30 protein-coding genes are annotated in these 25,883 nt (G+C 63.9%); 20 read left to right on the top strand and 10 right to left on the bottom strand.

The window, feature by feature from the left end:
• Window positions 1–32: 32 nt before the first annotated feature.
• The 6 genes from RTQ46_RS04285 (at window position 33) to RTQ46_RS04260 (ending at window position 5,338) form a co-directional block, all read left to right on the top strand.
• Entirely contained in the window at window positions 33–1,667 is a 1,635-nt protein-coding gene (locus tag RTQ46_RS04285; RefSeq protein WP_312434812.1) for an ExeA family protein, read from the top strand.
• Window positions 1,667–2,362, top strand: a complete 696-nt coding sequence (locus tag RTQ46_RS04280; protein WP_312434811.1) for a general secretion pathway protein GspB — start codon at window positions 1,667–1,669, stop codon at window positions 2,360–2,362. Before RTQ46_RS04285 ends, RTQ46_RS04280 begins: the two co-directional genes overlap by 1 nt.
• Before the next feature lie 59 nt (window positions 2,363–2,421).
• Window positions 2,422–2,952, top strand: a complete 531-nt coding sequence (gene mobB / locus RTQ46_RS04275) for a molybdopterin-guanine dinucleotide biosynthesis protein B (RefSeq protein ID WP_312434810.1) — start codon at window positions 2,422–2,424, stop codon at window positions 2,950–2,952.
• A gap of 69 nt (window positions 2,953–3,021) precedes the next feature.
• The gene (locus RTQ46_RS04270; protein WP_312434809.1) at window positions 3,022–3,225 is read left to right on the top strand and encodes a YjfB family protein; all 204 of its coding nucleotides are present in this window, start codon (window positions 3,022–3,024) and stop codon (window positions 3,223–3,225) included.
• A gap of 143 nt (window positions 3,226–3,368) precedes the next feature.
• Window positions 3,369–3,665, top strand: a complete 297-nt coding sequence (locus tag RTQ46_RS04265) for a DUF2282 domain-containing protein (RefSeq protein WP_312434808.1) — start codon at window positions 3,369–3,371, stop codon at window positions 3,663–3,665.
• A 17-nt stretch (window positions 3,666–3,682) separates the two neighbouring features.
• Window positions 3,683–5,338 (top strand): DUF692 family multinuclear iron-containing protein, encoded by a 1,656-nt coding sequence (locus RTQ46_RS04260; RefSeq protein WP_312434807.1) that lies wholly within the window; start codon window positions 3,683–3,685, stop codon window positions 5,336–5,338.
• Here the strand turns inward: RTQ46_RS04260 and RTQ46_RS04255 are convergent.
• The 3 genes from RTQ46_RS04255 to fumC form a co-directional block, all read right to left on the bottom strand.
• Window positions 5,332–5,616, bottom strand: a complete 285-nt coding sequence (locus RTQ46_RS04255) for a hypothetical protein (RefSeq protein ID WP_312434806.1) — start codon at window positions 5,614–5,616, stop codon at window positions 5,332–5,334. The two genes, RTQ46_RS04260 and RTQ46_RS04255, sit on opposite strands and share 7 nt — an antisense overlap.
• A gap of 113 nt (window positions 5,617–5,729) precedes the next feature.
• Window positions 5,730–5,951 carry an RNA-binding S4 domain-containing protein gene (locus RTQ46_RS04250; RefSeq protein WP_065308061.1) on the bottom strand — a complete coding sequence of 74 codons (222 nt, stop codon included), beginning with the start codon at window positions 5,949–5,951 and terminating at the stop codon, window positions 5,730–5,732.
• 93 nt (window positions 5,952–6,044) lie between these two features.
• Window positions 6,045–7,439: a class II fumarate hydratase gene (gene fumC, locus RTQ46_RS04245; RefSeq protein WP_312434805.1), complete on the bottom strand. Its 1,395-nt coding sequence runs from the start codon at window positions 7,437–7,439 to the stop codon at window positions 6,045–6,047.
• A gap of 143 nt (window positions 7,440–7,582) precedes the next feature.
• Here fumC and RTQ46_RS04240 point away from each other — a divergent pair, with 143 nt between their 5' ends.
• Window positions 7,583–8,689, top strand: a complete 1,107-nt coding sequence (locus RTQ46_RS04240) for a hypothetical protein (RefSeq protein ID WP_312434804.1) — start codon at window positions 7,583–7,585, stop codon at window positions 8,687–8,689.
• A 373-nt stretch (window positions 8,690–9,062) separates the two neighbouring features.
• Here RTQ46_RS04240 and RTQ46_RS04235 read toward each other — a convergent pair whose 3' ends face one another.
• Window positions 9,063–9,359 (bottom strand): flagellar protein FliT, encoded by a 297-nt coding sequence (locus tag RTQ46_RS04235; RefSeq protein WP_312434803.1) that lies wholly within the window; start codon window positions 9,357–9,359, stop codon window positions 9,063–9,065.
• A gap of 194 nt (window positions 9,360–9,553) precedes the next feature.
• On the opposite strand from RTQ46_RS04235, the gene RTQ46_RS04230 reads away from it, so the two are divergent.
• Together RTQ46_RS04230 and RTQ46_RS04225 are read left to right on the top strand one after the other, a co-directional pair.
• The gene (locus RTQ46_RS04230; protein WP_312434802.1) at window positions 9,554–10,213 is read left to right on the top strand and encodes a class I SAM-dependent methyltransferase; all 660 of its coding nucleotides are present in this window, start codon (window positions 9,554–9,556) and stop codon (window positions 10,211–10,213) included.
• Between the two features lie 169 nt (window positions 10,214–10,382).
• A complete protein-coding gene (locus RTQ46_RS04225) occupies window positions 10,383–10,568 on the top strand; it encodes a CsbD family protein (protein ID WP_312434801.1) in 186 nt (61 codons plus the stop codon).
• A gap of 71 nt (window positions 10,569–10,639) precedes the next feature.
• Here the strand turns inward: RTQ46_RS04225 and RTQ46_RS04220 are convergent, their stop codons facing one another.
• Together RTQ46_RS04220 and RTQ46_RS04215 are read right to left on the bottom strand one after the other, a co-directional pair.
• A complete protein-coding gene (locus tag RTQ46_RS04220) occupies window positions 10,640–12,856 on the bottom strand; it encodes a S9 family peptidase (RefSeq protein ID WP_312434800.1) in 2,217 nt (738 codons plus the stop codon).
• 146 nt (window positions 12,857–13,002) lie between these two features.
• Window positions 13,003–14,397: an MATE family efflux transporter gene (locus tag RTQ46_RS04215; RefSeq protein ID WP_312434799.1), complete on the bottom strand. Its 1,395-nt coding sequence runs from the start codon at window positions 14,395–14,397 to the stop codon at window positions 13,003–13,005.
• 194 nt (window positions 14,398–14,591) lie between these two features.
• On the opposite strand from RTQ46_RS04215, the gene RTQ46_RS04210 reads away from it, so the two are divergent.
• The 4 genes from RTQ46_RS04210 (at window position 14,592) to RTQ46_RS04195 (ending at window position 17,751) form a co-directional block, all read left to right on the top strand.
• Window positions 14,592–15,596 (top strand): beta/gamma crystallin-related protein, encoded by a 1,005-nt coding sequence (locus RTQ46_RS04210; protein ID WP_312434798.1) that lies wholly within the window; start codon window positions 14,592–14,594, stop codon window positions 15,594–15,596.
• A 159-nt stretch (window positions 15,597–15,755) separates the two neighbouring features.
• On the top strand, window positions 15,756–16,403 hold the full coding sequence (locus RTQ46_RS04205) for a beta/gamma crystallin-related protein (RefSeq protein ID WP_312434797.1): 648 nt from the start codon (window positions 15,756–15,758) through the stop codon (window positions 16,401–16,403).
• A gap of 104 nt (window positions 16,404–16,507) precedes the next feature.
• Entirely contained in the window at window positions 16,508–17,437 is a 930-nt protein-coding gene (locus RTQ46_RS04200; RefSeq protein WP_312434796.1) for a DnaJ C-terminal domain-containing protein, read from the top strand.
• A gap of 5 nt (window positions 17,438–17,442) precedes the next feature.
• Window positions 17,443–17,751: a MerR family transcriptional regulator gene (locus RTQ46_RS04195; protein WP_312434795.1), complete on the top strand. Its 309-nt coding sequence runs from the start codon at window positions 17,443–17,445 to the stop codon at window positions 17,749–17,751.
• Here the strand turns inward: RTQ46_RS04195 and RTQ46_RS04190 are convergent, their stop codons facing one another.
• Window positions 17,752–17,979 (bottom strand): hypothetical protein, encoded by a 228-nt coding sequence (locus RTQ46_RS04190; protein WP_312434794.1) that lies wholly within the window; start codon window positions 17,977–17,979, stop codon window positions 17,752–17,754.
• A 96-nt stretch (window positions 17,980–18,075) separates the two neighbouring features.
• Window positions 18,076–18,993 (bottom strand): LysR family transcriptional regulator, encoded by a 918-nt coding sequence (locus RTQ46_RS04185; protein ID WP_312434793.1) that lies wholly within the window; start codon window positions 18,991–18,993, stop codon window positions 18,076–18,078.
• Window positions 18,994–19,123: 130 nt separating this feature from the next.
• On the opposite strand from RTQ46_RS04185, the gene RTQ46_RS04180 reads away from it, so the two are divergent.
• Complete coding sequence (locus RTQ46_RS04180) at window positions 19,124–19,729, top strand: FMN-dependent NADH-azoreductase (protein ID WP_312434792.1); 606 nt, start codon at window positions 19,124–19,126, stop codon at window positions 19,727–19,729.
• Window positions 19,730–20,000: 271 nt separating this feature from the next.
• The gene (locus tag RTQ46_RS04175; RefSeq protein ID WP_312434791.1) at window positions 20,001–20,255 is read left to right on the top strand and encodes a hypothetical protein; all 255 of its coding nucleotides are present in this window, start codon (window positions 20,001–20,003) and stop codon (window positions 20,253–20,255) included.
• On the opposite strand, the gene RTQ46_RS04170 is transcribed toward RTQ46_RS04175, so the two are convergent.
• Window positions 20,256–20,492, bottom strand: a complete 237-nt coding sequence (locus RTQ46_RS04170) for a TIGR02450 family Trp-rich protein (protein ID WP_312434790.1) — start codon at window positions 20,490–20,492, stop codon at window positions 20,256–20,258. It abuts the gene before it with no gap.
• A 69-nt stretch (window positions 20,493–20,561) separates the two neighbouring features.
• On the opposite strand from RTQ46_RS04170, the gene RTQ46_RS04165 reads away from it, so the two are divergent.
• Window positions 20,562–21,425 carry a cysteine hydrolase gene (locus RTQ46_RS04165; RefSeq protein WP_312434789.1) on the top strand — a complete coding sequence of 288 codons (864 nt, stop codon included), beginning with the start codon at window positions 20,562–20,564 and terminating at the stop codon, window positions 21,423–21,425.
• A gap of 79 nt (window positions 21,426–21,504) precedes the next feature.
• Window positions 21,505–22,704 carry a nicotinate phosphoribosyltransferase gene (pncB, locus tag RTQ46_RS04160; RefSeq protein ID WP_312434788.1) on the top strand — a complete coding sequence of 400 codons (1,200 nt, stop codon included), beginning with the start codon at window positions 21,505–21,507 and terminating at the stop codon, window positions 22,702–22,704.
• Between the two features lies 1 nt (window position 22,705).
• Here the strand turns inward: pncB and RTQ46_RS04155 are convergent, their stop codons facing one another.
• Entirely contained in the window at window positions 22,706–23,005 is a 300-nt protein-coding gene (locus RTQ46_RS04155) for an antibiotic biosynthesis monooxygenase (protein WP_312434787.1), read from the bottom strand.
• Between the two features lie 221 nt (window positions 23,006–23,226).
• Between RTQ46_RS04155 and RTQ46_RS04150 the strand changes: the two genes are divergently transcribed.
• Genes RTQ46_RS04150 through RTQ46_RS04140 form a run of 3 tightly spaced genes read left to right on the top strand, consistent with a single transcriptional unit; the run spans window position 23,227 to window position 25,769 of the window.
• On the top strand, window positions 23,227–23,808 hold the full coding sequence (locus RTQ46_RS04150; RefSeq protein WP_312434786.1) for a DJ-1/PfpI family protein: 582 nt from the start codon (window positions 23,227–23,229) through the stop codon (window positions 23,806–23,808).
• Window positions 23,809–23,852: 44 nt separating this feature from the next.
• Window positions 23,853–25,085, top strand: coding sequence for an ATP-binding protein (locus tag RTQ46_RS04145; RefSeq protein WP_312434785.1), 1,233 nt, complete (start codon window positions 23,853–23,855; stop codon window positions 25,083–25,085).
• Between the two features lie 24 nt (window positions 25,086–25,109).
• On the top strand, window positions 25,110–25,769 hold the full coding sequence (locus RTQ46_RS04140) for a response regulator (protein ID WP_312434784.1): 660 nt from the start codon (window positions 25,110–25,112) through the stop codon (window positions 25,767–25,769).
• The last annotated feature ends 114 nt before the right edge of the window (window positions 25,770–25,883 follow it).

Here is a 25,883-nt window from a genome sequence, read left to right as displayed (position 1 = left end):
CGCATACTGATTGTTCCATCCGCAGGGTCTCCATGTACACGCATTATTTCCAGCTCAAGCAATCGCCGTTTTCGATCGCCCCCGATCCCCGCTATTTATTCATGAGCGAACGCCATCGCGAAGCGCTGGCGCACCTGCTGTACGGCGTGGGCAGCGGCGGCGGCTTTGTCCTGCTGACGGGAGAAATCGGCGCCGGCAAGACCACCGTCTGCCGCTGCTTCATGGAGCAGATCCCCGACAATTGCCAGCTCGCCTATATCTTCAACCCCAAGCTGTCGGTGGAAGAGCTGCTGCTGTCGATCTGCGAAGAGTTCCGCATCGCGCCGCCGCCTGGCAGCCCCAGCGTGAAAACCTATGTCGATGCGATCAATGTGCATCTGCTGGCCAGCCATGCGCAGGGCAGGAACAATGTGCTGATCATCGACGAAGCGCAGAACCTGTCGGCCGCCGTGCTCGAGCAATTGCGCCTGCTGACCAACCTGGAAACGAGCGAGCGCAAGCTGCTGCAGATTATCCTGATCGGCCAGCCCGAATTGCGCACCATGCTGGCGCGGCCCGAACTGGAGCAGCTGGCGCAGCGCGTGATTGCCCGCTATCACCTGGGCTCCCTGTCGGAAGACGAGACGGCCAGCTATATCCACCACCGGCTGGCCGTGGCCGGCAGCACGGCACGCGCGCCGTTCGGGCCCAGCCTGATGGCGCAGATCCACAGGCTGAGCCACGGCGTGCCGCGCCGCATCAACCTGCTGTGCGACCGCGCGCTGCTGGGCGCCTATGTGGAAAACCAGCCGCAGGTAACGCGCAAGATCCTGCGCCGCGCCGCCGAGGAAGTATTTGCGGAGGAGGGCACGCGCGCTCCACGCGCCGCATTGCGCTGGCCGCTGGTGGCCGGCGGCGTGCTGGCCGGCGCGCTCGTCACCGGTGCGCTGGCCTGGCATTTCATGCCGGTGCCTGGCCCTGCCGTCCCTGTGGCCGCCGCCGCCAGGCCGCTTGCCGCGCCTGTTCCATCTCCTGCACCGCTGGCGATGGCACCCGCGCCTGTCATCGTTCCCGACCGCAACGCCGTGCTGCGCCAGCTGGCGGCGTTGTGGGGTGAACAATTACCGGCAGGCGATGCTTGCCAGGCTGCGGCCCGCGCGGGCCTGCGCTGCCTGCAAAGCAGGGGCGGCATTGCCGAACTGCGCGTGCTCGACCGTCCCGCCATGCTGAGCGTGCGCAGCGATGGCGGGGCGCAGCAGCTGGCGCTGCTGACCGGCGTGCAGGGAGACATTGCCAGCGTGCAGATCGCGGGACAGGCCAAAACGATGGCCGTGGCCGAGCTGGCGCAGCACAGCGACGGCAGCTTTGTCACGTTCTGGCGCGCGCCGCGCAACTGGCGCGACGAAGTGCCGGTGGGCGCACGCGGCCCCGATGTCGACTGGCTGGCGGCGCGCCTGGCGCAGCTGCATGGCCTGCCGCTGCCGCCGGCCAACCTGCCGCTGGACGCGGACTTGCAGCGCCTGCTGCGCGAGTTCCAGTACAGCCAGAACCTGAAGGCCGATGGCCTGGCAGGACCGAAAACTTTCATGCGCCTGATGCAACTGGGCGACAACACGGAGCCGCGCCTGTCTGGCGCCGCTCCCGCCGTGGCCCAACCCGCCGTGGCCGCCACGGTAGCGGGGAAATAATGTCGTACATACTCGAAGCACTGAAAAAATCGCAAGCCGAGCGCCAGCTGGGCGAGTTGCCATCGATCCATGCGCCGCAGGTGCAACTGCATCCAGCACCGGTTGCAGGCGGCGCCCGGCGCCTGCCGCTGTGGCTGGGTCTGGGAGCGGCCTGCATTGCGGCCATCGGGCTGTGGCTGTGGCAGCCCTGGCAGGCCGCGGTGCCGGTGGCCGTGCCGGTGGCCGCGCCGGTTGCTGCAGCCGTACCAGCGCCGGTGGCCGCCGTGTTGCCGGCGCCGGTCGTGGCAGCGCCCGTTGTGGTTCCCGCTCCCGCGCCAGTGATTGCCGCCGCACCAGCGCCGGTAATCGCCAGGCCTGTTCCTGCCCCGGTGTCTGTACCAGAGCCGGCACCCGTGCCGCCGGCGCCGGTCGCCAAGGCCGCGCCAGTGCCCGCTGCACCCGTGCCGGCAGCCGTTCCCGTGGAGGAAATCATTCCCGGCCTGCGCGATTTGCCTGAGCCGATACAGCGCCAGATTCCCGCCATCGCGCTCGGCGGCTATATCTATTCGAAAGATCCGGCCGACCGCCTGCTGCTGATCGACAAGGTGCTGCGCCATGAAGGCGAGGAAGTGGCGCCGGGCCTGGTGCTCGACAAGCTGCAGCCGAAGGCCGCCATTTTCAGCTTCAGGGGCTATCGCTACCGCGTACCTTACTGAGCGCGGCCAGCTGCGGGGCAGGCACTTATAATACGGCACTCTTTACGGAAGGAAACCAGATGCACAATGCAATTGCCGCAGCCGCGCAGCCGGTGCTGGGCGTGATCGGCCGTTCCGGCAGTGGCAAGACCACCTTGCTGGAGTATGTGGTGCAGGAAATGGCGGCGCGCGGCTTGCGCGTCAACCTGATCAAGCACAGCCACCATGACCTGGCGCTCGAGCCGCCGCAAAAGGACAGCGCCCGCCTGCGCATGGCCGGCGCGGCCGAAGTGCTGGTGGCGTCGCCGTACCGCTTTGCCATCGTGCATGAACTGCGCGGCGCGCCCGAGCCGACACTGACGCAACAGCTGGCCCGCATGGGTCCGGCCGACCTGACCCTGGTGGAGGGCTTCAAGACCGACCCCATTGCCAAGCTCGAAGTGTTTCGCCATGAAGTGGGGCAGGCGCCCCTGTATCCGCATGATCCGCACGTGATCGCCGTGGCCTCGGATCGCCCGGCGCCGGATGACCTGCGCAGCGGCGTCGCCTGGCTGGACTTGAATGATCGCGCTGGCGTGCTAAGCTGGTTATTGCAGCGGCTGGCAAAATAAGCCTGAAGTTAAGCTAAAGTATACGCGCCGTTGTCCGTTATAGCTGGTAGCCCCTTATTGGAGAAACGTATGTCGGACGTCGGAAGCATTGCCCAACTGTCAACCACGATGGCCGAGACGGGTAACCGCCAGGCGGTCGGCGTGGCCGTCCTGAAAAAAGCCCAGGAGATCCAGAGCTCGACCGCCACCGCGCTGATCGAAGCGCTGCCACAGCCGCAGGCTGCACCAAATCTGCCTTCGCACCTGGGCAACCGCATCAACACGACGGCTTGAAGACGGCGGCTTGAATGGTGGGTTGAGCCCGCCTGCTGGCTGTCTGTTCCCATCCGGGCCTTGCCCGGCGTAGAATTGCGTCATGCATGCCGCCGCAGCACGGCGGGCCAGATTATTGCCGCTTATTTTACGAAGGAAACACCATGAACACACGCCACGCCCTCGTTGCCGCCGCCCTGGCTGGTCTTTGCGCCACCACCGTTGCCAACGCTGCCGAACACGATGCGCCAGCCGCCGGCAACAAGGAAAAATGCTATGGCGTCGCCAAGGCCGGCCAGAACGACTGCGCCTCGTCCGACGGCGCTCACTCGTGCGCCGGCCAGGCCGCCACCGACAATCTGCCGACCGAGTGGGCCTATGTTGCCAAAGGCACGTGCGAACAGGCGGGCGGCACACTGAAACCTGTCAAGGCCGGCAAGAAAGCCGCAGCGGCCAGGTAATCACCACGGCTGACAACATGTTGCACCCCGACCACGCGCTGGCCGGCGTGGGCGTCGGCCTGCGCGCGCGCCATTACCGCGACTTTCTCGAACGCCGGCCCCGCGTGGACTGGCTGGAAGTGCATACCGAAAATTATCTGGCTTGCGCCGGCTGGGACTGGCATGTGCTGCAGACCCTGCGCCAGGATTACGCGCTCAGCCTGCATGGCGTCGGGCTGGGGCTGGGGTCGGCACAGGGCTGTTCCGACCAGCATCTGGAACGCGTGCGGCAACTGGTCGAACGCATTGCCCCGGCGCTGGTCTCCGAACATTTGTCCTGGGGCGCGGTGGCAGGGCAACAGTTCAATGATCTGTTGCCATTGAGCCTGAACGCAGCCGCGCTCGACCTGCTGTGCTCTAGGGTAGGGCGGGTGCAGGACGCGTTGAAACGCCCGATCCTGCTGGAAAACGTATCCACCTGCTTGCGGTTTCACGAAGACGCCATGAGCGAAGCGCAGTTCCTGGCCGAACTGGCGCGCCGCAGCGGCTGTGGCTTGCTGCTCGACATTAACAACCTGTACGTCAATCAATGCAACCACGGCGAAGATGCGCTGGCAGCCTTGCGCGACCTTCCGGTCGGCAGCGTTGGCGAACTGCATCTGGGCGGCCATCTGGTGACGGAGCTTGCCGTGATCGACCACCACGGCGCGGCCGTGGCCGAACCGGTCTGGGCATTGTACGAGGCAGCCTTGCAGCGCTTCGGCCGCCTGCCCACGCTGATCGAATGGGATACCGATGTGCCCGCGATACAGATCCTGCTGGCCGAAGCGGACCGGGCGCGCGCCATGCAGCGGGCGCACCGGCCAGCCGAACCCTGGCGGGGAGCGGTGATTGCCGGCGCGGCCATGCCGGTCGATGCAGGCCTGGCGCGCGGGCAGCAGGAGTTTGCCGCCGCACTGGTCGATGCCGCGCAGGCGCAAGCTGCGCTCCAGCAGTGCCGTGGTGAACTGGCCGAGCAACGGTTGTCCTTATACCGCGGCAACCTGGTCGCCACCTGGCGCCGCGTGCTGGGTCAGGCGTATCCGGTGGTGCTGGCGCTGGTCGGCGAAGAATTTTTTTCCGGCCTGGCGCGCGCCTACGGCCGCCAGCATCCATCCGGCAATACCGACCTGAACCAGTTCGGCGATGGTTTTGCCGCCTTCCTCGCCACCTTTGCGCCCGCCGCGCAGCTGCCATATCTGCCCGACATGGCGCGCCTGGAATGGGCGCTGCACCGCGCCCACTATGCGCCGGACGCGGCCGGATTGCCGGCCGAGGCGCTGGCCGGCCTGGCGCCGGAGCAACTGGAAGCGAGCCACTTTGCCCTGCATCCGGCCTGCGTCCTGATCGCGTCCGGCTGGCAGGTGCTGGCGCTCTGGCAGGCACATCAGGCAGAGGGGCATGCGTTTCCGCCAGAAATGGCAGGAAAAAGTTATCTGCTGGTCTGCCGTCCGCAATGGCGGGCGCGCGTGCTGGCGCTGGACGCGGCGGAATATGCTGCGTTGTCGCAATTGATGAACGGTGAAAATTTTGGTGCGGCGCTGGACGCCGCCTTCGAACTCGAGCAGGCGTTCGATCTGGGCGGGACCTTGCGGCGCTGGCTGGAGCATGGCGTGCTGGCGGCCATCGCTCCCGCCCGGGCTGCCGGCTATTGAAAAGCGCGCAGGATGCGTGCTTCGCCCGTCTGGTCGCGGCACTGTTCGTTGGCGGCCAGGGTCGCCTCCATCATGCGCGTCAGTTGCTCGTCTTCAAAATGGGCCAGCTCGGCCGTGGCCGCGACCAGCGCCACTTCCAGCTTGGCGCGCGCGCCCTGGTACAGGGTGCTCGTGTATTTATCGGTATTGCGCAGCAAATCTTCCGCATTTTCTATGACCTGGCGCAAGTCGGCGATCAGCCGCTCCTGGCTGCGCGTGCCGTGTTCGGAACTGTCCATGGCAACCCTTTCCGCTTGTGGATGAATATATGGCAACAATATAAACATAGGCAATACAGCCGGGCAGGTTTTGATCTGACACAGGAGTAGCGGACACAGCGGCTTGCAAGGTGTCAGGCCGGCGCCACCACGGTAATGCGGATATCGGCCACGCTGACCACCTGGCCGGCACGGATCTTGGCGGTCTTGCGCAATTCCTTCTTGCCATCGACCTTCACCACGCCGCTGTCGACCATGACCTTGCCCGCACCACCGCTGTCGCACAGGCCGACCAGCTTGAGCAGCTGGTTCAGCTCGACGAACTCGGACGTTAAATCAAAGCTTACTTTTTGCATTCTATCCTCACGCAATAATGTTCTTCAACACAGTAGGCCATCGCTGGCCAAAAGCGTAGTTTACATCACTGCAACAAGGCATGCGGGCAAGCATCAGCCTTTATTCGGCCGCGTCATGTCCAGTGGCACGATCCATTCGGCAAACTGTTCCTCCGTGACAAAACCCAGGCCCAATGCGGCTTCTTTCAGGGTGGTGCCTTCGTGCTGGGCCTGCTTGGCGATCTGCGCCGCGCGGTCATAGCCGATATGCGGCGCCAGCGCCGTGACCAGCATCAGCGAACGCTCCATCAGTTCAGCGATGCGCTCGCGGTTCGGCGCGATGCCGTGCGCGCAATGCTCGTCAAAGCTCAGCATGCCGTCGCCCAGCAGGCGCGCGCTTTGCAGGAAATTGTGCGCGATCAGCGGCTTGAACACGTTCAGCTCGAAGTTGCCCGAGGCGCCGCCCACCGTGATGGCCACGTCGTTGCCGAAGACCTGGCAGCACAGCATGGTCAGCGCTTCGCACTGGGTCGGATTGACCTTGCCCGGCATGATGGAGCTGCCCGGCTCGTTTTCAGGTATCGTGATTTCGCCGAGGCCCGAGCGGGGACCGGAGGCCATCCAGCGCACGTCGTTGGCGATCTTCATCAGGGCCGTGGCCAGCGTTTTCAGCGCGCCATGCGAGGCTACCAGCGCATCGTGGGCGGCCAGCGCGGCAAACTTGTTGCTGGCACTGGCGAATGGCTGGCCGGTCAGGCGCGCCAGCTCGGCCGCGATGCGGTCGGCAAATTCCACGTGGGCGTTCAGGCCCGTGCCGACAGCCGTGCCGCCGGCGGCCAGCTGCAGCAGCGGCGGCAGCGAGGCTTCGATAATGTGCTCGGCAAATTCCAGCTGGGCCGCGTAGCCCGAGAATTCCTGCCCCAGCGTCAGGGGCGTGGCGTCCTGCAGATGGGTGCGGCCGATCTTGACGATATCGGCAAACGCGGCGGACTTCGCCTCCAGCGTGGCGCGCAGCTGGCGCAGCGGCGGCAGCACGGTATTGGCCACGGCCAGCGCGGCGGCCACGTGGATGGCGGTCGGGAAGATATCGTTCGAGGACTGGCCCAGGTTGACGTCGTCGTTCGGATGCAGCAGGCGCTCGGCGCCGCGCAGGCCGCCCATCAGTTCGGAACCCCGGTTGGCCAGCACTTCGTTCATGTTCATATTGCTTTGGGTGCCAGAGCCCGTCTGCCAGACGGCCAGCGGAAACTCGCTCGCATGCTTGCCAGCCAGCACTTCGTCGGCTGCCTGCGTGATGCCGACGGCTTTTTCGCCACTCAGCAATCCCAGTTCCAGGTTGACATGGGCGGCCGCGCGCTTGACGGTGGCCAGCGCGGCGATCAGTTCGGGCGGCATCTTTTCCGTGGAAATATGGAAGTGCTCGAGCGAGCGCTGTGTTTGCGCTCCCCACAGTTGATCGGCTGGTACGTCGATCGGGCCGAAACTGTCGCGTTCAATTCTGCTGCTCATGACATCCCTTTCATCGGTTATGGTGAATTCGAGTGTACTCCAGACGCCAGAAACGCACAGGGAGCGTGCACGCCGCTAATTTTCTCCAATTTCCTGCCGTTAACAAGACAACTGTCCCTTCGTTCCGTCAAAGCGATCATTTCATGCCGAGTTCCGTATTTTTCCGCCACACCGCCATCGCGTGCGTGAGCGCCTGCCTGGCCATGCCGGCCGCGTTTGCGGCCGAGCTGGGCGAAATCAGCGTGCAGTCGTTTATTGGCCAGCCCTTGTCGGCCGATATCGAGCTGACGGCGCTGGCGCCCGACGAGCTGCAGGGCATTCCGGTACGCCTGGCGTCTGGCGACGTCTACCAGGGCGGCGGCATCGGCATGGATGCCGCCCTGCAGACGCTGGCGATCAGCCAGGTCGAACGGGGCGGGCGGCGCTTTGTCCATGTCGGCACCCGGCAGGCGATCAGCGCCGGCCATGTGCATCTGTACCTGGTGCTCGGCAGCGGCAGCCACAGCGTGGTGCGGCTGGCCACGGTCTGGCTGGCGCCGGCGCCACCGGCACCTGCCGCGCCGCCGGCACCGGCACCCATGCCTGCGGCTGCCCCGGCGGCGGCACCTGTCCCCGCACCGAAAGCGCCTGACGCAGCCGTCCTGGCGGCGCGCGCCCGCGCAGAAGGCATGGTGCGTCCACCTGCCGCGTTTGTGGCAAGCCCGGTCGCAAAGCCGGTTCCGGCCCCGGTTGCCCCGCGTCCGGCGCTGCCATCGCCACTGCGGCGCGCGCCGGCGCCGGCTCCTGTCGCCGCCTGCGCCCCGCAAACGGCCGGCATGCCGGCCGAAGCGTGCGTGGCGCTCGATCGCCAGAATGTGGCGCTGAATGACAAAATCGGCGAACTGGAAGGCAAGGTTGCCGTCCTGCAGAAAGCCCTGGCCGCACCTGCCGCCGCGGCGCCCGTCGCCAGCGGACCGCCGCACGCCAAGGCCAGGGCAGCGGCTGCCGCAGACAAGAAGTCTGGCGGCAACGGGCTGCTGTGGCTCGGTCTGGGCACGCTGCTGTTCCTGCTGCTCACTGCTGCCGTCGTGTATTTCCTGCGCAAGCGCAAGCAGCAGGCGAGTGCGGATGCGCGGCCGCCATCGAAATACTGGGTCCTGCTGCGCAAGCCGTTTCGCCGCAAGCCCAAGCCGGTAGTGGCGGAGCCGGTGGCAGATGCGGATTCCGCCGGACCACCTCCTGAGCCGGAGCCGGAACCGTTTTCCCGTTAAAGTGACCTTGGCAAAGCTTATTCAAAAAGAAAGCTGCGCACGATACGTTTTGATTGCAAATCCTGAAAAGTTTGTTTTATACTTATTTCCGTGGACTTGTTCTGCAACAAACAACAGTCTCGGCCTGGCGCAGTCACCAACGATAGTGTGGCGCGGTCAAACAGGGTAGCGTCTTATGGACGCCCGAGGCTGGAAGCGGTCCGGCATGCAACTGAGCATGGCGGACGCCGGAGGCAACCGGCAGCGAGGCGACTCCAGGATCTACCTGGGGCTCGCCTTTCCTGTTTCTGGCGCAGGGTTTGCTGCGCTGCCGATGCGGCAGGCGTAAAAAAAGCGCCCGCAGGCGCCTCGCTCGGCTGGTCAATGCAATTGCTTAGCGGTGTGCGCGCGGCGCCGGCATCACTTTCGACAGCTGTGTCATCCACGGCTCGGTGATATTGCCGATTTCGCGGTCATTGGCCAGGATCTGCTTCAGCAGGTCAATCTTGCGCATGCGTGGCGCACCCGACAGGGCAGGCACGGCGCCCACCAGGGTGGCCGATGCGGTGCTGGCGCATTCATTTTCCAGTGCGCTCAAACGGTCCCAGTCACTCGAACGCGCAGCGGCGACCATATTGTTGGTCAAGCCGGCAATCTGTTCATACATCGAGAGGACGTCGTTGGGAGTCATGGGCACACCTGTGTTTTATCAAATGGTTTTACGCTTGTCTTGATTAACGGCGGCCTCAGCCAGAACTTGAGGGTTTTTTTGAGAAAAATGAAAATAGTTTTCAACAAGATGAAAATCGCCCGCAAACCCGCATGAATGCTGGCGCCGCGTTTGACCGCGGCGCATTAAAATGATGGCTCTCAGACTGGAGCGCCATGAATAATCCCCCGCACGACCCCCTGCATGCCGATTCTTTGCATGCCATCACCCGCCGCACCCTCGATCATTACGACGCCAGTGCCGAACAGTTTTTCGAAGGGACGCGCGATCACGACGTGCGCCAGAACATGGATGCGCTGCTGGCCGCCATCGCCGGTACCGCGCCGTTCGACATACTCGATCTGGGCTGCGGCCCGGGCCGCGACCTGAAAGCGTTCACGGAGCGGGGCCACCGTGCCACCGGCGTCGATGGCTCGGCCCGCTTTGTCGAGATGGCGCGCGCTTACAGCGGCTGCACGGTGTGGCAACAGGATTTCCTCGACCTCGACTTGCCGCCCGGCCAGTTTGACGGCGTATTTGCCAACGCCGTGCTGTTCCATGTGCCCAGCAGCGCCTTGCCCGGCGTGCTGCGCGCACTGCATGGCTGCCTGAAGCCGGGCGGCGTGCTGTTCAGCTCGAATCCGCGCGGCCACAACCAGGAAGGCTGGAACGGCGCGCGCTATGGCAGCTATTACGATCTCGATACCTGGAGCGAACACGTGCAGGCTGCCGGCTTTACCTTGCTCGACCATTACTACCGGCCGCCGGGCCTGCCGCGCGAACAGCAGCCATGGCTGGCGACGGTCTGGCGCAAGGCAGAAAAGTCCGAAGAATAATGTGAGATAGCAATATTTTCCCATGTGTTAGGAACCGAACAGAGTTTTTGATTCATCAGGCGTAGTATCAACTCATCGACACGCAGCCAGCTCGAACAGCAGCGTGTGAGCCGCAGTACCGGCCCCTGGGCTGGACAACAGATGGACCAACTACATTGAGGAGTTAATCATGAACAAAGATCAAGTCGAAGGTAAACTGAAAGAAGTCGGCGGTAAAATCCAGGAAACAGCTGGCAAAGTCGTCGGCAGCGAAGAACAGCAAGTCAAAGGCGTGGCCAACCAGGTCGAAGGCCAAGTGCAGAAGAAAGTTGGCGACGTCAAGGATGCGGTAGAAACCGTCACCCGCAAGCCATAATCGCTCGCACCCAGTAAAAAACCGCCGCCAGTCGCAAGACCGGCGGCGGTTTTCATTTGTGGATCCCGCTTTTACTTCGCGTCGTCCACTTTCAGGTTTTTCTTGAAGAAGGCGGCGATCTTGGCATACACATGGCGCTGGCCGGCGCGCGAGGAGATGCCGTGCTTGGCGCCCGGATACGTCATCAGGTCGAACTGCACGCCACGGTTGACCAGCGCGTCGATCAGCCGCGTGCTGTTCGAGAACAGCACGTTATCGTCCGCCATGCCGTGCACCAGCAGCAGCGGCGACTTCAGGCCGTCGAGATGGGCGAACACGGTGCTGTCCTTGTAGCCTTCCACGTTTTCCTTCGGCATGCCGAGGAACTGTTCCGTGTAGTGGGTGTCGTACAGCGACCAGTCGGTCACGGGCGCCACCGACACGCCGGCGGCGATCTTGTCGGACGCGGCCGACAGCAGGCGCAGGCTCATGAAACCGCCATAGCTCCAGCCGAACACGCCGATGCGCTTGGCGTCGACAAAACTCTGCTGGCCCAGCCATGCGATGCCGGCCAGCTGGTCGGCCACTTCGGCCTTGCCCAGGTTATGGTAGATCGCGTCGGTGAATGCGCGCTCGCGGCGCGACGAACCGCGGTTATCGAGGCGGAACACGACAAAACCCTGCTGCGCCATGTACTGGTCGAAGTTGTTGCCCCAGCGGCGCGCCACGTGCTGCGAATGCGGGCCGCCATAGGTCGACAGGAACACCGGATAGCGTTTCGAGGCGTCGAAGTTCGACGGTTTCACCAGCGAGTAGTACAGCAACTGGCCGTCGTTCGACTTGATGGTGCCGTATTCGGTCGGCAGGTGGTCGGCCTTGTATTTGCCGTACGGGTGGCTGGCGTTCAGGGCGTTTTCTTCGAGCCAGCCCACCATCGCGCCATCGGGGCGGCGGATGCTGACCTGCGGCGGCGTGGCCGGATCGGAATACGTATCGACGAACACGGCGCCATTGCGCGCGAACGTGGTGTCGTGCCAGCCGTCCGCTTTCGTCACGCGCTGCGGCTTGTCGGCCGTGCTGCCGTCCAGCGCCAGCGCGTAGGTCTGCTTGTCGATCACGGCGTCGCGGTTCGACGAGACATATACCTTGCCGGTTTTTTCATTCACGGCCAGCACGCTGTCGATGCCCCACTCGCCGGACGTGACCGGGTGCAGCAGCTTGCCGCTCATGTCGTACAGGTACAGATGATTGCGGCCGGTGCGCTCGGACGACCACAGGAACGATTTGCCGTCGGCCAGGAAGCGCAGGTCGTCATGGATGCTGACCCAGGTCTTCGACGTTTCCGTCAGCACCGTGCGCTGCGCCAGCGTGGCGGCATCGACGGCGATCAGCTCCAGGGTTTTCTGGTCGCGCGACTGGCGCTGGTACAGCAGCGACTTGCCGTCCGCACTCCAGTCGGCGCGCACCAGGTAGATGTCCGGGTTGCTGCCCAGGTCGACCTGGCGCTGCAGGCCCGTTTCCGGCGAGACGATTTTCAGCTGCACCAGCACGTTCGCGTCGCCGGCGGCAGGATAGCGCTGCTCGACCACGTCGGTGCGGTCGGCGAAGATCTCGAAGCGGCGCACCACCGGCACCGGCGCTTCATCGTAGCGCTTGTAGGCAATCGCGCTGTCGTCCGGCGCCCAGTAGTAGCCGGTGCGCTGGCCCATTTCTTCCTGCGCCACGAATTCGGCTTCGCCGTTATGGATGGTGTCCTTGCCGTCGGTGGTCAGCTGGCGTTCCTGGCCTGTTTTCAGGTCGATCACATACAGGTTCTGCTCGCGCACGAACGACAGGTAGCGGCCTTTCGGCGAGATTTTCGGGTCGAGCACATTGCCCTTGGCGACCAGGCGCGCCTTGTCCGGATGGGCTGCATCGACCAGGTACAGGTCGCCGGCCAGCGGCACCAGCAACTGCTTGCCGTCCGGCGACCAGCTGTAATTGAGAATGCCGGCCAGGCTGGCCGTGCGTTCGCGTTCGCGGCGCGCCTGTTCGGCCGGCGAGATGGTTTCATTCGGCACCAGCGCCTTGGAATCGACCAGGCGGTGCGTGCTCTTGTCTTTCAGCTTGAATTCCCACAGGTCGAGCTGGAACTGGTTGTCGGCGCGTCCGCGCAGGAACGTAACGCGCTCGCCGTCGGGCGATACCTTCAGGTTGCGCACGCCGGGGCCGGCCAGCGCCGGATCGGCGTGGATGCGTTCAAGCGTCAGCTTTTCAGCCGATGCGGGAACGCTGGCCATGGCGGCCAGAAAACAGAGAATAAAACGCATGGATGTCTCGGTAGTGGGAAAGAGGTCAAGTTAATTCTTGACGGCAAACAATACCAGAGCGCAGCGAGCATTGCGATAGGGCCGGCCACGGAATACGCCATGGATTGCCGGCTTTCCTTCGGCAGATGCCGTGAATACCCCGTGTTTTATATGGCCGCGCGCAGCCGTTGCAGCGACAGCCGGTTCAGATACCAGGTCAGCAGCACGGCCGCCACCGTCAGGCCCGTCACCAGGCCGATCCAGAAACCGGCGGCGGCCATCGGCACCGCCGGCGACCAGACAAAGCCCTGCGGCGCCAGGCCCAGCACATAGCCGATCGGCAGCGAAAAGCCCCAGAAGGCCAGCAGCTGGATCAGCATCGGCTGGCGCGTCACCTTGTAGCCGCGGATCGCGCACGAGGTGGCGACCTGGGTCGCGTCGGACAGCTGGAACAGCGCGGCAAACAGCAGCAGCTGCGCGCACAGTTGCTGCACCTGCGGATCGGACGTATAGGCTTGCGCGATCTGGTGGCGAAACAGCGTAATGCAGGCGGCCGAGACGATGGCGGCCGTCAGCGACATCGCCACGCCAACCCAGGAAATGAAGCGCGCGCGGCGCAGGTTCGCTTCGCCCACCGCATGGCCCACGCGCGTGACGAGCGCGATACCGAAGGTGAGCGGCACCATGAACACCACGGACGAAAAATTGAGCGCGATCTGGTGCGCCGAGACCTGCACCACGCCAAAGCGGGCCACCAGCAGGCTGATCACGCCAAACGCGCTCACTTCGGCGAAATACGTCACGCCGATCGGCAGGCCCAGTCGCAGCATGGGAGCGATCGAGGCAACTTGCGGCCCCTCCCAGTGCGTGAACGGATAGGTGGCGCGGTAGGCGGGCGCATACCGGATCCAGGCCAGCATGGCCAGCAGCATCATCCACACGCAGCAGGTGGTGGCCACGGCGCAGCCGATGCCGCCCAGCTGCGGCATGCCCCAGTGGCCGTAGATCAGCAGGTAATTGACGAAAATGTTCAGCGCCAGCGCGGCCAGCGCGATCACCATCACGGGCTTGGTCTGGCTGATGCTGGTACTGTAGCCATACAGCGCGCGGTAGGCGGCAAACGCCGGCAGGGCGCAGCTGATGATATGCACGAACAGCTTGGCCCTGGCCGCGACATGCGCTTCGAGCATCAGATGGTCGAACACCAGCGCCGCCATGTTCGTCAGCAGGCACGCCACCAGGCCGACGGCCAGCGCCTTCCACAGCGACTGGCGCACGATATGCGGCACCCGGTCGTGGCGCGCGGCGCCGATTTCATGCGCCACCAGCGTATTGATCGCCATCATGATGCCGCTGACGGTGACCAGCACGATCGACCAGATCGCCGCGCCCAGCGACACGGCCGCCAGCTCGTCCGGCGTGGTGTGGCCCGTCATCGCCACGTCGGCCGCGCCCATGCCGACCGTGGCCAGCTGGCCGATCAGGATCGGCCAGGCCAGCTTCCACAGCGAGGAGACTTCCTGGCGGACGGCGGGGGCGGTAAACGAAGTAGTGTGGGGCATGGGATAAAAGCGGGTGCTGGCTGAGTCGAACCCGTGATTCTACTGATAATCGCGGTGCTTGTCCGGCCGCCTTGTCTTGCTGTCTATTTCCTTTGGTAACAATTGATGGTGTTTTTCGCATATTTTGTTACACCGTTTTTTCGCCGGACGGCTACACTTCCGGATAGTCGCATTGACAACCACTGGAGACCCCCATGAACCGCCCGCTTACCCACGCCCTGCTGTGTGCAGCCGCCTTCCTGACCCACCTCGGCGCCCAAGCCGGCGAACTGACCCTGTTCGAAGACGATAACTTCCGTGGCCGCGCCGTTACCGTGCGCGACACCACCGACGACCTGTCGCGCTTCGGCTTCAACGACAAGGTATCGAGCATCATGGTGCGCTCGGGAACATGGGACGTGTGTACCGACGCCGGCTTTCGCGGCAACTGCAGGACATTGACGCCGGGCGAGTACCGCTCGATGCCGGGCATGAACGACGCCATTTCGTCGGTGCGCGAAGTGGGACGCGATGGACGTGCAGACAATCGCGGCGACGGCCGCAATGACTGGCGCAATGATGGCAGAAACGATGGCCGCAACGACGGCCGTCCGGACCGCGGCAACTACGGCCGCCAGCCGGTGCTGGAACTGTATTCGGGTGCGGGCCGCAATGGCGGCTCGGCGCGGCTGGACCGCGACAACGTCAATTTTGCCACCATCGGCTTCAACGACCGCACCACCGGCATCGCCATCGAAGGCGGCTACTGGCAGCTGTGCAGCGACGCCAATTACCAGGGCACCTGCCGCGTGTTCGGGCCGGGCCGCCATGACGACCTGGGACGCGGCCTCGATGGCCGCGTCTCGTCGGCGCGCGTGATCGACGAACGCGAGGCGCGCCGCCAGCAGCAGTATGAACAGCAGCAGTACCAGCAGGATCCGCGGCAGCCGTACCAGCAACAGTACCAGCAGCGTGGCGCCATTTTGCTGTTCCCGGACGCGGACATGCAGGGCCAGCCTCTGGCGCTGGACCGCAACACCGACGACCTGGTGCCGTATAACTTCAACGACCGCGCCGGCTCCATCATCGTCAACGAAGGGCAGTGGGAAGTGTGCAGCGATGCCGATTTCCGCGGCCGCTGCGAAGTCATCGGACCGGGACAATATGCGCGCCTGAATGCGCTCGATAACAGGATCTCGTCGCTGCGCCGCGTGCGCTGATCCGGCCAGGCCGCACGCCTGACCGAAGCCGCCTGCGAGCATCTGTGCCAGGCGGCTTTTTCACGGGTGTGTCGTGCGCTGACATTTGCTTGCCATTTGTTACACTCGGCGCCAGCGGTCCAGACTACACTGGACCCCACGCAATCTACGGAGTCAGCCATGTCAACATCAATCAAATCAAAAACAATCTACGCCCTGTTGTGCGCCACCACCGTATTCGCCCATGCCGCCGCCAGTGCCGGCGAGCTGACCCTGTTCCAGGACGATAATTTCCGCGGCCGCTCGGTCAACGTGCGCAACGACGTCAGCGACCTGTCGCGCGTCGATTTCAACGACAAGACTTCGAGCATCGTGGTGCGCTCGGGCAGCTGGGAAGTGTGCAAGGATGCGAACTTCCGCAACAGCTGCCGCGTGCTGCAGCCGGGCCGCTATGCCAGCATGCCGGGCATGAACGATGCGATTTCCTCGGTGCGCGAAGTGCGCCGCGGTGGCGACAATGGTCCGGGCCGCCCAGGCCCGGACCGTCCCGGCCACGGTGGCGGCCGTCCGGACAACAACGGCGCAGTGCTGCTGTTCCCTGACGCCGGCATGCGCGGCCAGCCGGTACGCCTCGATAACGAGGTCAATGACCTGAACCGCTATCGTTTCAACGACCGCGCCCAGTCCATCGTCATCAACTACGGCCGCTGGGAATTCTGCTCCGATGCCAATTTCCGTGGCCGCTGCGTGGTGATGGGGCCGGGCCAGTACGCGCGCATCGATGGCGGTCTCGATCGCAGAGTCTCCTCGATCCGCCGCGCACGTTAACATTGCTTGACCTGCCACTGTTCCGGGCATGCAGCCGTACTGCATGCCCGGTGCAATTCGTGTAATCTTTCCCTCAGGCGGTTCAACCATGGGGAGCATGCACGGTGGATTACAAGGACTACTACAAGGAACTCGGGGTCGAGAAAACGGCCAGCGAGGCCGACATCAAGAAGGCGTACCGCAAGCTGGTGCGCAAATACCATCCCGACGTCAGCAAGGAAGCCGATGCCGACCAGCGCACCAAGGCGCTGAACGAGGCCTACGGCGTGCTTGGCGATGCGGAAAAACGCGCCGCCTATGACGACCTTGGCCGCCAGCAAAGCGCCCACGGCGCGGCCGGCGGCGGCTTCCGGCCACCGCCCGACTGGGGCGCGGGCTACGAATCCTCGGGCGTCGACGACAGCGATTTCTTTGCCGACCTGTTTGCCCATGTGGGCGGACGGCGCCGCGCCAACAGCAACTTCCAGATGCAGGGCGAAGACAGTCATGCGGCCATCACCATCGCGCTGCGCGACAGCTATCACGGCGCCACGCGCACCATCGTCATGCGCGTGCCCGAAGCCGATGCGCAGGGCCGCGTCGTCACGCGCGAACGCACGCTGGAAGTGACGATCCCGAAAGGCGTGACGGAAGGCCAGCAGCTGCGCATGAAAGGGCAGGGCAATCCGGGCAGTGGCGGCGCGCCGGCCGGCGACCTGTATCTGGAAATCCGCTTTGAAGCGGACGCGCGCTATCGGATCGAAGGGCGCGACGTGTTCGAAACGGTGCCGGTCACGCCATGGGAAGCGGCGCTGGGCGGCTCGATCGACGTGGCCACGCCGTCGGGCACGGTGTCGGTGACGGTGCCGCCCGGTTCGCAGACCGGGCGCAAGCTGCGCCTGAAAGGGCGCGGCATTCCCGCCGCCCAGCCGGGCGATCTGTACCTGCTGCTGGAAGTGGTGCTGCCGCCCGCACACGATGACAAGGCGCGCGCACTGTATGAAACCATGGCGCGCGAGATGGCCTTCAATCCGCGCCAGAAGCTGGGAGCATAATCATCATGGCAAACAATGTGATCGGCGTACTGCTGGAAGACTCGGCCCTGAGCCTGGAGGAACTGGCGCGCGCCTGCGCCGTGGAACCCGACTGGGTGGTGCAGCGCGTGCAGACGGGGGTGCTGCTGCAGGGCACGCCGCCGGGCCAGTTGACGGCCTGGCGCTTTACCAGCGTCGACCTGGCCCGCGCGCGCAGGCTGCGCGAAGTCGAATCGGTATTCGACGCCAATGCCGACCTGGCGGCGCTGGTGGTCGATCTGTCGGAAGAAGTGGCGCGCCTCAAGCGGCGGCTGCACGTGCTGGGCGTGGAGTAGTCAGCCCGCTTCGCCGTGCCGCTGCACGGTGAGGCGCGCGATATAGAACTGGCCGTCGACCACCACCCGGTGCGGGATGCCGGCCGTGTCGAAACCGGGGCCGCCGTCTTCCATCCATTCCTGCGCCAGCGCGTCGAACTGCTGCGGCGTCATGCGCAGCATCTGCGCCGTAATCACAAAGCGCGCGCCGGGTTTTTGCTTGTTGACGAAGTCGTCGAGGGTGGACATTTTATTTCCTTGCTGTTGAAAGTTGACCCCAGCAAGGACTGGGGTCGGACCCTCAGGGTCCGACCCCGGCATTTGCCGCTGGGGTAAGCATGATACCTAAAACCCCCGCTCCAGCAACAGCGGCAACTGCTCCGCAAACCGCTCCGTGAGCCACTTGCCCGCCTGCCCCGGCGGCGTGTCGGCGCGCTGGATCAGGTAGATCGGATAATTCTCGCCGCTGTCGATCGACAGGTGCAGCGGTACCAGCCGGCCGTCGGCCAAGTCTTCGCGCACCATCGATTCGGGCATATTGCCCCAGCCCAGGCCTGCGCGCAGCAGCGCGTGCTTCGATCCCAGGTCGCCCAGGCGCCAGTTGCGCAGGCCCAGCACGCCGAAGTCCTGGCCTTCGGTCAGGCTGCTATGGTCGCTCAGCACCAGCTGCACATGTTCGCGCGCCACCGCCGGTGCTATCGTCCCCTTCATCTGCGCCAGCGCATGCGCCGGTGCCGCCACCGGAATCAGGCGCACATAGCCCACCGCCAGGCGCTCGAAGGCGTCGGCATTGGACGACATCCAGCCGCCCACGCCCAGGTGGCAGCTGCCGTCCTGCACCAGCTGTGTCACCATGCCCATGCCTTCGATGCGCAGGCGCAGAGCGACCGTCGGGAACTGCGCCTGGAACGCTTCCAGGATGCGCACCAGCACGCAGGTGGGGAACATCACGTCGATCACCACCGACACTTCCGCCTCCAGCCCGCCGGCCAGCGCCTTGGCCCGCGCGCGCATGGCGTCCACCTTCAGCGCCACCGTGCGCGCATCGGCCAGCAGCGCCTTGCCGGCGTCCGTCAGCGTCGGCTTGCGCTTGCTGCGGTCGAGCAGCACCACATTGAGCTGTTCTTCCAGGTTGGCGATGGTGTAGCTGATCACCGACTGCGTGCGGTGCAGCTGGCGCGCCGCATGGGCGAAGCCGCCCGCGTCGATCACGGCGACAAACACGCGCAACTGGTCCAGCGAAGGTTGGCCCGGTTCTCTCATGCACAATCCATATCTATAAAATCGATGCTAACAATTTAAATTACAACGGTTTCATCGATATTAGATGCGGACTAAGATATGTGCAAGCGCAGCCGCGCATCCTTACACCGTTTTTCAAAAGGCATACAACATGGCAAACGTACTCCACATCAATAGCAGCGTGCGCAGCAATGGTTCCCTGTCGCGTCAATTGTCCGGCGAACTGGTCGCCAGGCTGGCCGCACAGGGCCATGCCATCGTCGAGCGCGACCTGGCCGCGCAGCCGGTGCCGCACCTGACCGAAGCGATGATGGGCGCGTTCTTTACGCCAGCCGAGCAGCGCGGCGAACAGGCCACCGCCGACATCAGGATTTCCGACACGCTGGTTGACGAGCTGCTGGCGGCCGATATCCTGGTGCTGGCCGCGCCGATGTACAACTTCTCCGTGCCATCGACCGTCAAGGCCTGGATCGACCATGTGGCGCGCGCCGGCCGCACCTTCCAGTACACGGCCACCGGCCCGGTGGGTCTCGCCACCGGCAAGAAAGCGTATATCGTCACCGCCAGCGGCGGCGTGTACAGCGAAGGCCCTGCCGCCGGCTACGACTTCCTGAGCACCTACCTGCGCGCGGCGCTGGGCTTTATCGGCATTACCGACATCACCTTCGTGCAAGCCGAAGGCGTGGCGCTGGGCGACGATGCGATTGCCGCCACGCTCGTCAAAGGCCGCAGCACCATCGAAGCGCTGGCTGCCTGATCGCTTTAACAGTTGCACCCATGCGGCGCCGTGATCACGGCGCCCATTTTCCGCCATACCGCTTATAGTCGCTGCTGTTTTCCATTTCGCTGCATCAGATCAAGTAAATCCACATTGCTGTCGTGGCAAAGCTTTGCTGCATCGCGGAATTGATGTATTTTATATACCCTTGATTTTCCGTAAACTTCCTGCGCGAGCGCGACCGGAATTAATCCATCTTTTGCCGGTACCAGCCATGCTGCCCGGCCATCTTTTCAATGGAGCAAACCTCGTGCCGATTAAATATGTTGGTTGTTATGAAATTGATTACACCGCCGAACGCTTGCCCGGTTGCGGCACCTGGGGCGCGTATGTTGCCATCTTTACCCAGTCGCCCAATCCCATGCACCGCTATAACGTGACGCCCAAGCAGCGCGTGCGGGCCGATCACCTGTTTGCCACCGAAGCGGAAGCGCAGGATCAGGCGGCGGACGCGGCGCAGACGCTGGTCGAGTATCGCCAGCGCAAGTACTCTACCGGCGTCTGATCAGACCCAGCCCTGGCGCCATGCGCTGGCGTCCCGCAGCGCGCGCCAGGGCAGCACCTGCACCCGCTGCGAGTGCACGGCCTGCAGTTCCACATCCGTCACGGGCGCGCCCGGCGTGGCCGGCTCCCCCACCTTGATGACAATAAAATGCTTCTCCTTGTTAACGGGGGCGACGGCCGTCCATTTGCTGTGCATCAGCTTGTTGGCGTTCAGGGGATTGCGGGCGGGAAGATTCATGCGGTGCGAGTTGGCGTGGTGGCGAAGTTGCCATTATCATGGATATTCCTGCCACGCACGAGGATCGCCATGAAACGCCAGCTGCACCTGCTTGTGATCGACCCGCAAAACGATTTTTGCGACCTGCCTGCCGATGCCGTTCCCGCCGGCTATGCGCCCAGCCTGCCCGTTACCGGCGCGCACCAGGACATGCTGCGTGTGGCCGGCCTGATCCGCGACGGCGGCGCCGGCCTGGCGCAGATCAGCGTGACGCTCGACGCCCATCACCGCTACGATATCGCCCACCCGACCTTCTGGCGCGAGAGCAATGGTGGGCCTGTCTCGCCGTTTACCCAGATCAGCGCGCAACAGCTGCGCGACGGCGTCTACGTGCCCGCCGCCGTTGGTGCCTTGGCGCGTGCGCAAAGCTATCTCGACGAACTGGAAAGCGCCGGGCGCTACCAGCTGATGGTGTGGCCCGTGCATTGCGAGATCGGCTCGTGGGGCCAGAATATCCATGCCGACGTGCGCGCCGCCTACAACGCATGGGAAGTGGCGCAGCTGCAGGTAGTCGCCAAGCTGTCGAAAGGCTCCAATCCCTGGACCGAGCATTACTCGGCCGTGATGGCCGAAGTGCCCGATCCGCAGGACCCGGCCACCCAGCTCAATACCAGCTTCCTCGACAGCCTGATTTCCGCCGACCGGATTTATATCTGCGGCGAAGCGGGCAGCCACTGCGTCAAGGCCAGTACCGAACATATTGCCGACTACCTGGAAGCGCAGCAGGGCGCAGCAGCCCTGTCGAAACTGGTGCTGCTCACTGACTGCATGAGTCCGGTGCCAGGCTTCGAAGCGCAGCAGGACGCGTTCCTGGCCGCCATGCTGGCGCGCGGCGCGCGGCTGGCCACCTCCGCCGATATCCTGCCGGAATGGCTGGAAAATCAGGCTGATTGAAAGGCTTGCACGGGCGAACACAACCGAAATGGCGGCAAAGGCGTACTATTCTGGCTACAGTAAAGTGGAGAACCCCTACATGACCCCGATAGTGCGCAGTTTGCTGGAAACCGATCTGTATAAATTCACGATGTGGCAGGCCTTGCTGCATGGCCACCCGAACACCCATACCGAATACGAATTTGTCTGCAGGAATACGCCGGCCTTTCCGCTGGCCGAACTGAAAAGCGAGGTGGAAGAGCAGCTCGACCACCTGTGTTCGATGTCGTTTGCCGACGACGAACTGGCGTATCTGCGCACTTTGCGCTTCATGAAAAGCGACTTTGTCGACTTCCTGACGGTGTTCCGCTTCCAGCGCAAGTTCATCGAGGTGAGCACCGATGGCGACCAACTGGTCGTGCATGCGGCCGGGCCGCAAGTGCATGTGATGGGCTTTGAAATTTTTGTCCTGTATATCGTCAACGAACTGTATTTCCGCCGCTTCAATCTCGACGAAGCCTTGACGGAAGGGCGCGCGCGGCTGACGGCCAAGGTGGCGGCGCTGAAAGAATTCGGCAAGCAGCCGCGCCGCAAGCATCCGTTCGAATTTTCCGACTTCGGCGTGCGCCGCAGGTTCTCCGGCGCCTGGCACGACGAGGTGGTGCAGCGCCTGGCGCGCGAAGTGCCCGAGTATTTCAAGGGCACCTCGAATGTCTACCTGGCCAAGCAGCTGGCGATCGTGCCGATCGGCACCATGGCGCATGAATACATGCAGTCGTTCCAGTCGTTCGGCGTGCGCCTGCGCGACTTTCAAAAAGCCGCGCTGGAGGACTGGGTGCAGGAATACCGTGGCGACCTCGGCATCGCGCTGACCGACGTGGTCGGCATGGACGCCTTCCTGGCCGACTTCGACCTGTATTTTGCCAAGCTGTTCGACGGCCTGCGCCACGATTCGGGCGATCCGGTCGAGTGGGGCGAAAAGGCGCTGGCGCACTACGCGGCGCTGCGCATCGATGCCAATACCAAGCGCCTGGTGTTCTCCGACGGGCTGGACCTGGAAAAGGCGTTCGAACTGTACCAGCACTTCGCCGACCGCATCATGACGGGCTTCGGCATCGGCACCAACCTCACCAACGACCTGGGCCTGACACCATTGAACATCGTCATGAAGCTGGTGCGCTGCAATGGCCAGTCGGTGGCGAAATTGTCCGATTCACCGGGCAAGACGCTGTGCAAGGACGAGACCTTCCTGGCCTATCTGCGCCAGGTGTTTCATCACCCCATCGTCACGAGCGAGTGATTCAAAAACCCGTCACCACGGTCTGCATGTGCTCGACCTGTGGTGGCGCGGCAAAGAAATCGCCGACCAGTGCGCGCCAGGCCTGGAACGCCTCGCTGCCGCGAAAGTGCACGGTGTGGTCTTCCAGCGTGTTCCAGCCCACCACCAGGCGATACGCGTCGCCGTGCTCGATCGAGCGCTCCAGGCGCATCGACTCGCAGCCCTGCGCGCCCTTGAAGAGCGGCACGGCCTGGGTGACGGCCGCTTCGAAGCCTGCGTGGGTTCCGGATTTGATCTGGATATGGGCAATTTCAAAAATCATGGTATTTCCACTGAAAGATGAGGAAGCTTGATGTTGCCATAATTTCGGCAGCAGGGCAGGGCGGCCTGTTGTGCAGTGCAATGTAATTGTTTGATAATGGCCGCCAAGGGCAGGCAAGCGGCGGTAATCGCAGTAAGATACGGGTGTTGGAGGACGGCTGCACGAAAATGGTGCGTCGGTGGTGCTTTTTTAACTGGAAAGATCGTTCATGGGAGAACCAAATGGCAGCGAAAAAAATTCTGTTTTTGACCGGCGACTTTGCGGAAGATTATGAAACCATGGTGCCTTTCCAGGCGCTGCTGATGCTCGGTCATACCGTGCATGCGGTCTGCCCCGGCAAGAAGAGCGGCGAGACGATCAAGACGGCCATCCACGATTTCGAGGGCGACCAGACCTACACGGAAAAGCCGGGCCATCTGTTTGCCTTGAACGCCAGCTTCGACGAGGTCTCGCCGTCCGACTACGACGCGCTGATGATCGCCGGCGGCCGTGCGCCCGAATACCTGCGCCTGAACGACAAGGTGATCGCCGCCGTTCGGCATTTTGCCGACAGCGGCAAGCCGGTGGCGGCCGTCTGCCACGGCGCGCAGTTGCTGGCCGCCGCCGATGTCATTCGCGGCAAGCGCATTTCCGCTTATCCGGCCTGCGCGCCCGAGGTGAAACTGGCCGGCGGCGAGTTTGCCGATATCGCCGTCACCGATGCCGTCACCGATGGCCAGTTCGTCACGGCGCCCGCCTGGCCCGCGCACCCGGCGTGGCTGGCGCAGTTCGTCAAGCTGCTCGGCACCGAGATCCGTTTATAACGCCATGCCTGCCTTCGGGCAGGCTTTATTGAATCGAGTTTTACATGCACGCGCCGCGTACCCACCCCTCCCGCAAACAACTGCCCGCCTCGCGCTGGCGCCAGCGCCGCCTGGCCCAGCTGCCTGTGGGCCTGAGCGCCGCGCAGGAGCGGCAACTGGCGACCCTGCACGATATTTCCACGCTGCTGGCGGGCCAGCACGCGATCGACGCATTGTGCCGCGGCTTTCTGCGCCATGTGATGGCGTTTTCGGAAGCGGTGGGCGGCAGCGTGCGCATCCTCGATCCGCAGAACGACACGGTGCATATCGTGGTCCATGAAGGCATCTCGGATGCGATGGTCGAGGAAGAGCACTGCATGCGCAATAACGATTGCCTGTGCGGCGCGGCAGTGGCGCAGGGCGTGATCCAGATCCGCGACTTTCGCAAGGTGGCCGCCATCGAGCGTTTCCGCTGCCAGGACGAAGGTTTTACGGCGATCGCCGTGTTTCCCATCCTGGTGCGCGAACAGGCGATCGGCAGTTTTTCGCTGCACTTCAGGCAGGCCACGGTGCTGGGCCAGCAGCAGCACGGCTGGCTGGAGACGCTGGGCCAGAGCCTGGGCATTGCGATAGAAAACCAGCGCCTGATCGCGCGCGAGAAGGAGTTCGCCGTGGCGCGCGAGCGCAGCCTGCTGGCCGAGGGCCTGCACGACAGCATCGCGCAAAGCCTCAATTTCATCAGCCTGCAGGTGCAGATGCTGGACGACTCGGTGCGCCGTGGCGAGCTGGGCGAGGCGGCCGAAGTGCTGCCGCTGATGCGCATGGGCGTCGAGCAGAGCTACCAGGATGTGCGCGAACTGCTGGTCAACTTCCGCACGCGCTGGCATGGCAGCGATCTGCAGGGCAAGCTCGGTGAAGTGCTCGACAAGTTCGAGCTGCAGACGGGGATTGCCGCCACCTTGCAGATGACCGGCAACGGTGCGCCGCTGGCGCCCGAGCAGCAGCTGCAGGTGCTGTTTATCGTGCAGGAAGCGCTGTCGAATATCCGCAAGCATGCGCAGGCCAGTGCGGTCGAGGTAAGGGTGGAAAACGGCCGCGATTTCGCGCTGCAGGTGCGCGACGATGGCGATGGCTTTGCCGCCCATTTGCGCGACAAGAAAACGGAAGTGCAGATCGGCCTGCGCATCATGCAGGAGCGGGCCGAACGCCTTGGTGCGCAATTTGCCATCGACAGCACACCCGGCGGCGGCACGACGATCTCGCTGGCCTTGCCCGAAGCACGGCGCCAGACGGCGTAACAGATAACCAGGTAACTTATTACAGTGAACGATCAAGACAACGCTCCCATTACCATCCTGCTGGTCGACGACCACACCCTGCTGCGCAGCGGCGTCAAGATGCTGTTGCAGCGCAATCCCCGCTTCCAGGTCGTGGGCGAGGCCGCCAATGGACTCGATGGCGTGGCGCTGGCGGGCCAGCTGCAGCCCGACGTGGTGCTGATGGACCTGAACATGCCGGGCCTGTCGGGCGTGGAAGCGCTGCAGCAGATCCTGCTCGAGTGGCCGGCGATGGTGGTGCTGATGCTGACGGTGTCCGAAAACGCGGCCGACCTGGGTGCGGCCCTGCGCGCCGGCGCGCGCGGCTACCTGCTGAAAAATATCGAGGCCGAGCAGCTGGGCCAGGCGATCGTGCGCGCCGCCGCCGGCGAGTCCGTGATCGCCGACGCCATGACGGCCAAGCTGGTCTCGCAATTTCGCGCCGGCCAGAACTCGCCCGAAGCCGACTATGAAAAGCTGACGCCGCGCGAGCGCGAAGCGATGGCCTGCCTGGCGCGCGGCCTGAGCAACAAGGAAATCGCGCGCGAGCTGGACGTGGCGGAAAGCACCGTCAAGATCCATGTGCAGAATATCCTGAAAAAACTCAAGCTCAGCAGCCGGGTGCAGATCGCCGTCTACGCGGTCGAACGCGACCTGGGAAAATAAAGAGCTCTGTCAGCGGTAAATGGGGGAATGTTCCTGAGTTCCTGAGTGCCTGAGGTCTGACTGATCAGACCTTTCCATACAGGAGCACATCATGCGTCCAGAGCAATGGCAGGC

The sequence above is a fragment of the Janthinobacterium sp. genome, assembly GCF_031995485.1.
GTDB lineage: Bacteria > Pseudomonadota > Gammaproteobacteria > Burkholderiales > Burkholderiaceae_D > Janthinobacterium.
Note: the sequence above shows the minus strand (reverse complement) of the source record. Positions and strands in the feature narration are given on the sequence as shown.